The sequence below is a fragment of the Pseudomonas sp. SWRI81 genome, assembly GCF_014268545.1.
Lineage (GTDB): Bacteria > Pseudomonadota > Gammaproteobacteria > Pseudomonadales > Pseudomonadaceae > Aquipseudomonas > Aquipseudomonas hamedanensis.
The window spans coordinates 1-9,112 of record NZ_JABWQS010000080.1 but is presented as its reverse complement, the minus strand read 5'-3'; the positions used below and the strand labels follow the sequence as shown (position 1 = coordinate 9,112).

The 9,112-nt window shown below is 61.2% G+C and carries 9 protein-coding genes; all 9 read left to right on the top strand.

What is annotated here, in order from left to right; translation table 11 throughout:
• Positions 1 to 118: 118 nt before the first annotated feature.
• The 9 genes from truA to HU765_RS26390 all read left to right on the top strand — a co-directional run bounded on the left by truA (position 119) and on the right by HU765_RS26390 (position 8,970).
• Positions 119 to 943 carry a tRNA pseudouridine(38-40) synthase TruA gene (gene truA / locus HU765_RS26430; protein ID WP_186552368.1) on the top strand — a complete coding sequence of 275 codons (825 nt, stop codon included), beginning with the start codon at positions 119 to 121 and terminating at the stop codon, positions 941 to 943.
• Positions 944 to 1,008: 65 nt separating this feature from the next.
• On the top strand, positions 1,009 to 1,641 hold the full coding sequence (locus HU765_RS26425) for a phosphoribosylanthranilate isomerase (protein ID WP_186624034.1): 633 nt from the start codon (positions 1,009 to 1,011) through the stop codon (positions 1,639 to 1,641).
• 200 nt (positions 1,642 to 1,841) lie between these two features.
• Positions 1,842 to 2,762, top strand: a complete 921-nt coding sequence (gene accD, locus HU765_RS26420; protein WP_186624032.1) for an acetyl-CoA carboxylase, carboxyltransferase subunit beta — start codon at positions 1,842 to 1,844, stop codon at positions 2,760 to 2,762.
• The gene (gene folC, locus HU765_RS26415) at positions 2,759 to 4,066 is read left to right on the top strand and encodes a bifunctional tetrahydrofolate synthase/dihydrofolate synthase (RefSeq protein ID WP_186624030.1); all 1,308 of its coding nucleotides are present in this window, start codon (positions 2,759 to 2,761) and stop codon (positions 4,064 to 4,066) included. The genes accD and folC overlap by 4 nt, the downstream gene beginning before the upstream one ends.
• On the top strand, positions 4,050 to 4,706 hold the full coding sequence (locus HU765_RS26410; RefSeq protein ID WP_186624028.1) for an SPOR domain-containing protein: 657 nt from the start codon (positions 4,050 to 4,052) through the stop codon (positions 4,704 to 4,706). The genes folC and HU765_RS26410 overlap by 17 nt, the downstream gene beginning before the upstream one ends.
• A 98-nt stretch (positions 4,707 to 4,804) precedes the next feature.
• On the top strand, positions 4,805 to 5,365 hold the full coding sequence (locus HU765_RS26405; protein WP_186552365.1) for a CvpA family protein: 561 nt from the start codon (positions 4,805 to 4,807) through the stop codon (positions 5,363 to 5,365).
• 41 nt (positions 5,366 to 5,406) lie between these two features.
• The gene (gene purF / locus HU765_RS26400; protein ID WP_007956466.1) at positions 5,407 to 6,912 is read left to right on the top strand and encodes an amidophosphoribosyltransferase; all 1,506 of its coding nucleotides are present in this window, start codon (positions 5,407 to 5,409) and stop codon (positions 6,910 to 6,912) included.
• Positions 6,913 to 6,985: 73 nt separating this feature from the next.
• A complete protein-coding gene (locus HU765_RS26395) occupies positions 6,986 to 8,197 on the top strand; it encodes an O-succinylhomoserine sulfhydrylase (RefSeq protein ID WP_186624026.1) in 1,212 nt (403 codons plus the stop codon).
• Positions 8,194 to 8,970: an SDR family oxidoreductase gene (locus tag HU765_RS26390; protein WP_186552367.1), complete on the top strand. Its 777-nt coding sequence runs from the start codon at positions 8,194 to 8,196 to the stop codon at positions 8,968 to 8,970. The genes HU765_RS26395 and HU765_RS26390 overlap by 4 nt, the downstream gene beginning before the upstream one ends.
• Positions 8,971 to 9,112: the final 142 nt, after the last annotated feature.

Genomic DNA, 9,112 nt, shown 5'->3' with positions numbered 1-9,112 from the left:
CCCCCCTGTGGGAGCGAGCCTGCTCGCGAAAGCAATCGATCAAACACCGCCGAACCCGGCACAAACAAAAACGGCAGGCTGTCCCACCTTGGCAAACATAGATAACCCGGTCGCCGAAATGGCTCCCGACGGCTTTTACCGCGTTGCGCTGGGCGTTGAGTACAAAGGCTCGCGCTACAGCGGCTGGCAGCGTCAACTGACCGGCGTGGCAACGGTGCAGGAAGAACTTGAAAAAGCTTTGTCGAAAGTCGCCAACTCGCCAGTTTCCCTGCAGTGCGCCGGGCGCACCGACGCTGGCGTGCATGCCTGCGGACAAGTGGTGCATTTCGACACTCAGGTCGATCGTTCGCTGAAAGCCTGGGTGATGGGCGCCAATATCAATCTGCCCCATGACATCAGCGTCAGTTGGGCCAAGGTCATGCCGGCGCATTTTCACGCACGCTTCAAGGCGATTGCGCGGCGTTATCGCTACGTGATCTACAACGATCAGATCCGCCCGGCGCATCTGAACGAAGAAATCACCTGGAATCACCGGCCGCTTGATGTCGAGCGCATGGCCGAGGCCGCGCAATACCTGATCGGTACTCATGATTTCAGCGCGTTTCGCGCCGGCCAGTGCCAGGCCAAGTCGCCGATCAAGAAAATGCATCATTTGCGCGTAACCCGGCACGGCAAGATGATCGTGCTCGACATTCGCGCCAACGCCTTTCTGCATCACATGGTGCGCAATATTGCCGGGGTGCTGATGACCATCGGTGCCGGCGAGCGCCCGGTGGAGTGGATGAAAGAAGTGCTGGAAAGTCGTGAGCGCCGCTCCGGTGGTGTAACAGCGCATCCTTACGGGCTGTATCTGGTGCAAGTTGAGTATCACGACGAGTTCCCGCTGCCGGAGCGCTTTATCGGGCCACATTTCCTTACGGGTTTCTCCGAACTTGACGGCTGACGCCCTTCAGCGCTTTTGTTACCATCCGGAACTTTCCCGGATTTTGCTTGAGGGTTTTCACCGACATGTCCGCCGTTCGCAGCAAGATTTGCGGCATCACCCGTATAGAAGACGCTTTGGCCGCGGTTGAGGCCGGAGCGGATGCGATCGGGCTGGTGTTCTACGCAAGGAGTCCGCGTGCCGTAACGGTGCAGCAGGCGCGGGCGATCATCCAGGCGTTGCCGCCGTTCGTGACCACCGTGGGTCTGTTCGTCAATGCCAGTCGCTGCGAGCTGGGCGAGATCCTCGACGCGGTGCCGCTGGACCTGCTGCAGTTCCATGGCGACGAAAGCGCCGAGGCCTGCGAAGGCTGGCATCGTCCGTACATCAAGGCGCTGCGGGTCAAGGCCGGCGATGACATTGCCGCCGCCTGCGATGCCTATCCCGGCGCCAGCGGTGTGCTGCTCGACACGTATGTCGAAGGGGTGCCTGGCGGAACTGGCGAGGCGTTTGACTGGTCACTGATTCCGCAGCGCTTGAGCAAGCCGCTGATTCTCGCGGGTGGCTTGACGCCGCAAAACGTTGCTGAGGCTGTGGCGCGGGTCAAGCCGTACGCGGTGGATGTCAGCGGCGGGGTAGAGGCGAGCAAGGGCATCAAGGATCACCACAAGATTCGCGCATTCATCAACGCGGTGCGCGGCAATACATCGCCGATGTGACGGCTGGCAGTCTGCCGCCGTCCATCAATGCACTTGCACACAGCAGGCGCGGCTGAGGGTTTCTGGATCGCACGCAGGTCATGTTTCGCGCTGACCGCGGCTGTTCACCAACCATCGCCACACACATGAATTTAGCTCAAGGGCATACGCGGGGCTGCGAACCAGAGCGTTCGGGCCGCCGGTACTGGAGAAAAGAAAGCATGAGCAACTGGTTAGTAGACAAACTGATCCCTTCGATCATGCGTTCCGAGGTCAAGAAGAGCTCGGTGCCTGAAGGTCTGTGGCACAAATGCCCGTCTTGCGAGGCTGTGCTGTATCGTCCGGAGCTGGAAAAGACCCTGGACGTTTGCCCCAAGTGCAACCATCACATGCGCATCGGCGCACGCGCGCGCATCGACATCTTCCTCGATGCCGAGGGCCGCAACGAACTGGGCGCCGATCTGGAGCCGGTTGACCGTCTGAAATTTCGCGACGGCAAAAAATACAAGGACCGTCTGACCGCGGCCCAGAAGCAGACCGGCGAAAAGGATGCGTTGATCTCCGTCAGTGGCACGCTGCTCGGCATGCCGGTGGTGGTTTCGGCGTTCGAGTTCAACTTCATGGGCGGTTCCATGGGCGCCATCGTCGGTGAGCGCTTTGTACGCGCCGCCAACTACGCCCTGGAAAACCGTTGCCCGATGATCTGCTTCGCCGCTTCCGGCGGTGCGCGCATGCAGGAAGCCCTGATCTCGCTGATGCAGATGGCCAAGACTTCCGCCGTGCTGGCGCGTCTGCGCGAAGAGGGCATTCCATTCATCTCCGTGCTGACCGACCCGGTCTACGGTGGTGTTTCCGCCAGTCTGGCAATGTTGGGCGACGTGATTGTCGGCGAGCCGAAGGCGCTGATCGGTTTTGCCGGTCCGCGGGTGATCGAGCAAACCGTGCGCGAAAAACTGCCGGAAGGTTTCCAGCGCAGCGAGTTCCTGCTGGAACACGGCGCGATCGACATGATTATTCATCGTCAGGAGCTACGTCCGCGCCTGGGTAACCTGCTGGCACAAATGACCGGCAAGCCAACGCCGAAATTCGTCGCTGCGCCCGTCGAGCCGATCGTGGTCCCGCCGGTGCCTGCCAACGTATGACCGAGCGCACCCTTGGCGAATGGCTCGCCTACCTTGAGCAGTTGCATCCGTCCGCCATCGACATGGGGCTGGAGCGTTCGCAACAGGTAGCGTCCCGTATGGGGCTGGGCCAGCCGGCGCCTCGGGTGATTACGGTCACCGGCACCAACGGCAAGGGATCGACCTGCGCGTTCGTGGCTTCGTTGCTGCGCGCGCAGGGCCTGAACGTAGGTGTCTACAATTCCCCGCATCTGCTGCGTTATAACGAGCGGGTGCAGCTCAATGGCGTCGAAGCCACTGACGCGCAGTTGTGCGAAGCCTTCGCGGCGGTCGAGGCCGGGCGTGGCGACACTTCCCTGACGTACTTCGAAATGGGCACTCTGGCGGCGTTCTGGCTGTTTCAGCAGGCCGGCCTTGATGCGGTGGTTCTGGAAGTCGGTCTGGGCGGGCGTCTGGACACGGTCAACGTGGTCGATGCCGACATCGCTCTGGTCACCAGTATTGGCGTCGATCACGCCGATTATCTGGGCGATACCCGCGAATCCGTAGCCTTCGAGAAGGCCGGTATTTTCCGTCAGGGCAAGCCTGCCTTGTGTGGCGATCTGAATCCTCCGCAACCGCTGCTCGACAAGGCGCGCGAACTGGCTTGCCCGTTCTTTCTGCGCGGGCGCGATTTCGACCTCGGTGTTACCGAACGGCACTGGCAGTGGCGCGGTACCGATGCGCAGGGCCACGCAGTCGAATTGCACGACTTGCCGTTGCTTGATCTGCCGATGGAAAACGCCGCACTGGCGTTGCAGGCCTATCTGCTGCTCGGCTTGCCGTGGGAGGCGGGGCAAATTGTGGCGGCGTTGCAGGCGACGCGCGTGGTCGGGCGTCTGGATCGTCGCGTGTTCGAGTGGCAGGGCAAGCGCCTGAATTTGTTGCTGGATGTCGGTCACAATCCGCATGCCGCTGAATATCTTGCTCGTCGGCTGGCTGCGCGCCCGCCGGCTGGCAAGCGCCTCGCCGTGTTCGGTCTGCTGGCGGACAAGGATCTCGATGGTGTTGTTGGCGAATTGAATGCTAGTGTCGCGCATTGGGCCGTTGCACCGTTGGATTCGCCGCGCGCCCGCCCGGTGGCCCAATTGCACGCTGCCTTGCAGAACCTGGGTGCTTCGGTCACGTCGTACGATAGCGTGGCGGCCGCTCTGGAAGGGCAGTGCGCTGTAGCGACCGGCGACGACGAGATTCTGTTGTTCGGATCATTTTATTGTGTCGCCGAGGCCCTTGAATGGTTGGCCCGGCGCTCCACGGAGGACGCGGCAAATGGCTTTGCTGGATAAAGCGTACAAGCAGCGCATGGTCGGTGCTTTGGTGCTGGTGGCGCTGGCGGTGATTTTCCTGCCGATGCTGTTTTCCCGTCAGGATGAGCAGCGTCAGGTGACTGTCGAGGCGCCGGCGGCTCCGCAAGCGCCGGTCGTGCCGCAAGTGCAAATGGAAACCGTGGCGGTGCCGGAGCCGCAAGCCTTGCCGCAAGAGCCGGTACCGACTGACGAGGAAGTCACGCAGGATATCGCGCCTGCCGCCCCGGTGGCGCCCGCGCCTGCGCCAGTCGCCCCCATCGCTATCGCCAAACCGGCTGCGCCGCCGGCGGTGGCCAAGCCGATTCCGGCACCGGCCCAGCCGATCACATCGGCAACGAGCAAGCCTGACACTACGCAAAGCCGCGTTGATGCCAACGGCCTGTCGGTAAGCTGGTCGGTGCAATTGGCCAGTCTGTCGAGTCGCGCCAGTGCCGAGAGCCTGCAGAAAACCCTGCGCAGTCAGGGCTACAACGCCTACATTCGCTCCGCGGATGGCAAAAACCGGGTATTCGTAGGTCCACTGATCGAGCGTGCCGAAGCCGACCGTCTGCGTGACTTGTTGAGTCGTCAGCAGAACCTCAAGGGCTTCGTTGTCCGTTTCCAGCCTGAACGTGGCTGAAATCTATCACTCCGATTGAAAAGCACTGACAATCGCAGCTTACCGAGTGGCATGCGCTCTGCTAAAATGCGCCGCCTTATCCGTCTGTAGGCTGCACTGTGCCATTTACCTGGGTTGACTGGGCGATCGTTGCAATCGTCGCCATCTCCGCTTTGATCAGTTTGAGCCGCGGCTTCGTCAAGGAAGCATTATCGCTGGTGACCTGGATCATCGCAGGAGCGGTTGCCTGGATGTTCGGTGGTTCATTGTCCGAGTACCTCGCCGGATACATCGAAACCCCATCGGCTCGCGTGATCGCGGGCTGTGCCATCATGTTTGTCGCCACACTGATTGTGGGCGCAATGATCAATTATCTTATCGGCGAATTGGTTCGCGTCACCGGGTTGTCCGGGACCGATCGATTCCTCGGCATGGCTTTCGGCGCTGCGCGTGGCGTGCTGCTGGTGGTCGTGGCGGTCGGGCTGTTGAGCCTGGGGCCGGTACAGCAGGACGGGTGGTGGAAAGAATCACAGCTCGTGCCAAAGTTTCTATTGGTCGCCGACTGGTCCAAAAACCTGATTCTCGGGTGGAGCAGTCAGTGGCTTGCCAGCGGAATCAGCGTACCCGCTGATATTCCGTTCAAGGAGCAACTCTTGCCGTCGGCGAAAACGCCACAGTAAGTGTTGTTCAGTTCAGATCCATTAAGTAGGGGTTGCGTCGCATGTGTGGCATCGTCGGTATCGTCGGTAAGTCGAACGTCAATCAGGCGCTGTATGACGCGCTAACCGTGCTCCAGCACCGCGGCCAGGACGCTGCCGGTATCGTGACCAGCCATGATGGCCGGTTGTTCCTGCGCAAGGACAATGGCCTGGTGCGTGATGTGTTCCAGCAGCGTCACATGCAGCGTCTGGTCGGTCACATGGGTATCGGTCACGTCCGTTACCCGACCGCCGGCAGCTCGACGTCGGCCGAAGCCCAGCCGTTCTACGTCAACTCGCCTTACGGCATCACTCTGGCGCACAACGGTAACCTGACCAACGTTGAGCAGTTGGCCAAAGAGATCTATGAATCCGACCTGCGTCACGTCAACACCAGTTCCGACTCGGAAGTGTTGCTCAACGTGTTCGCTCACGAACTGGCGCAGCGCGGCAAGCTGCAACCGACCGAAGAGGACGTGTTCGCCGCTGTGACCGACGTGCATAACCGTTGCGTTGGCGGTTACGCGGTGGTGGCGATGGTGACCGGCTACGGCATCGTCGGTTTCCGCGACCCGCATGGCATCCGTCCGATCGTGTTTGGCCAGCGTCACACCGACGAAGGCGTCGAGTACATGATCGCCTCCGAAAGCGTTTCGCTGGACGTGCTCGGTTTCACCCTGATCCGCGACCTGGCGCCGGGCGAAGCGGTGTACATCACCGAAGACGGCAAGCTGCACACCCGTCAGTGCGCGACCAATCCGTCGCTGACTCCGTGTATCTTCGAGCACGTTTATCTGGCGCGTCCGGATTCGATTATCGACGGCGTGTCGGTTTACAAGGCACGTCTGCGCATGGGTGAGAAGCTCGCCGAGAAGATCCTGCGCGAGCGTCCGGAACACGATATCGACGTGGTCATCCCGATTCCGGACACCAGCCGTACAGCGGCGCTGGAACTGGCCAACCATCTGGGCGTGAAATTCCGCGAAGGTTTCGTCAAGAACCGTTACATCGGCCGCACCTTCATCATGCCAGGCCAGGCAGCGCGCAAGAAGTCGGTACGCCAGAAGCTCAACGCCATCGAACTGGAGTTCCGCGGCAAGAACGTGATGCTGGTCGATGACTCGATCGTGCGCGGTACCACCTGCAAGCAGATCATCCAGATGGCCCGCGAAGCCGGCGCGAAAAACGTCTACTTCTGCTCGGCGGCACCGGCGGTTCGCTTCCCGAACGTGTACGGCATCGACATGCCAAGCGCTCACGAACTGATCGCACACAACCGCTCGACGCAAGACGTCGCCGATCTGATCGGCGCCGACTGGCTGATCTATCAGGACCTGCCTGACTTGATCGAAGCGGTCGGTGGCGGCAAGATCAAGATCGAGAACTTCGATTGCGCCGTGTTCGACGGCAAGTACGTGACCGGTGACGTCGACGAGGCTTACCTGAACAAGATCGAACAGGCTCGTAACGATGCCTCGAAGGTCAAGACCCAGGCGGTCAGTGCGATCATCGATCTGTACAACAACTGAGTTTCAACCGGCCCTGAGGGGCCGGTTTTGTATCTGACTTTTATTTTTCGAGAACACAGCAAGGAGTGACAGCATGAGTCAGGAATGGGATGCCGGTCGGCTGGACAGCGACCTCGAAGGCGTAGCGTTCGATACCCTGGCCGTCCGTGCCGGTCAGCACCGTACGCCGGAAGGCGAACACGGTGATCCGATGTTCTTCACCTCCAGCTATGTGTTTCGCACCGCTGCCGATGCTGCCGCGCGGTTTGCCGGGGAAGTGCCGGGTAACGTTTACTCGCGCTACACCAACCCGACCGTGCGTGCGTTCGAAGAGCGCATCGCCGCACTGGAAAGCGCCGAGCAGGCCGTCGCGACGGCAACCGGCATGGCTGCGATCATGGCGGTGGTGATGAGCCTGTGCAGCGCTGGCGATCATGTGCTGGTGTCGCGCAGTGTGTTCGGTTCGACCATCAGCCTGTTCGAGAAATACTTCAAGCGCTTCGGCGTTGAAGTCGATTACGTGCCGCTGGCCGACCTCTCGGCCTGGGAAGCGGCAGTCCAGACCCATACCAAATTGTTGTTTGTCGAGTCGCCGTCCAATCCTCTGGCCGAGCTGGTCGACATCGCCGCGCTGGCAGAAATCGCGCACGCCAAAGGCGCGATGCTGGTGGTCGACAACTGCTTCTGCACGCCTGCGTTGCAGCAGCCGCTGAAGCTGGGCGCGGATATTGTCGTGCACTCGGCGACCAAGTTCATCGACGGCCAGGGTCGTTGCATGGGCGGTGTCGTCGCCGGTCGCAGTGAGCAGATGAAGGAAGTCGTCGGCTTCTTGCGTACGGCCGGGCCGACCCTGAGCCCGTTCAACGCATGGATCTTCCTCAAAGGTCTGGAAACCCTGAATCTGCGGATGAAGGCGCATTGCGCCAACGCGCAGGCATTGGCCGAATGGCTGGAGCAGCAGGACGGTATCGAAAAAGTCCATTACGCCGGTCTCAAGAGTCATCCGCAGCACGCGCTGGCCCAGCGTCAGCAGAAGGGCTTCGGTGCCGTGGTCAGCTTTGAGGTCAGGGGCGGCAAAGAGGGCGCATGGCGTTTCATTGATGCGACGCGGCTGATTTCGATCACCGCCAACCTCGGCGACAGCAAAACCACGATTACACACCCAAGCACGACCTCCCATGGTCGCTTGGCGCCGGCGGAGCGTGAGGCAGCAGGCATTCGTGACAGTCTTATCCGCGTTGCGGTCGGGCTGGAAGACGTGGCAGATCTGCAGGCCGACCTGGCACGCGGTCTGGCGGCGTTGTGATCGAGTTGTCCACACCGTCGGCCAATACCCATGGCCGCGTTGCGTTGGTCACCGGTGCCGCGCGCGGCATCGGGCTGGGCATTGCGGCGTGGCTGATCAGCGAAGGCTGGCAAGTGGTGCTGACCGATCTCGATCGGGCGCGCGGTTCGAAAGTGGCGAAGGTGCTCGGCGAAAACGCCTGGTTCATCGCCATGGACGTAGCTGACGAAAATCAGGTCGCGCTAGGTGTTGCCGAAGTGTTGGGGCAGTTTGGCCGGCTCGATGCACTCGTCTGCAACGCGGCGGTGGCCGACCCGCACAACATCACTCTGGAAAGCCTTGATCTGGCTTATTGGAATCGGGTGCTTGCAGTGAATCTCAGCGGGCCGATGTTACTGGCCAAGCACTGTGCACCGTATCTGCGTGCGCACAACGGTTCGATCGTCAACCTGGCATCGACCCGTGCGCGACAGTCCGAGGCGGACTCTGAGGCGTATGCGGCGAGCAAGGGCGGCTTGCTGGCGCTGACCCACGCGCTGGCAATCAGCCTTGGGCCGGAAATCCGCGTGAACGCCGTCAGCCCGGGCTGGATCGATACTCGTGATCCCTCGGTGCGGCGGGCCGAGCCTCTGGCTGATGCCGATCACGCCCAGCATCCGGCGGGCAGGGTAGGCACGGTCGAGGACGTGGCGGCAATGGTTGCATGGCTATTGTCGAGGAATGCCGGGTTTGTGACTGGCCAGGAATTCGTCGTCGATGGCGGCATGACGAAAAAGATGATCTACAGCGAGTAGGTCGCCTTTTTCGCCTGACTTTGCGTTGAATCAACTGACGCCTTCGCGAGCAAGCTCGCTCCCACCCCCCGGTGTCAGGATAGTTGTCGCCTCTGCGAATTCTTAAACGCATTCCGGGGGCGGCAAGAGTATGGTCATGTCC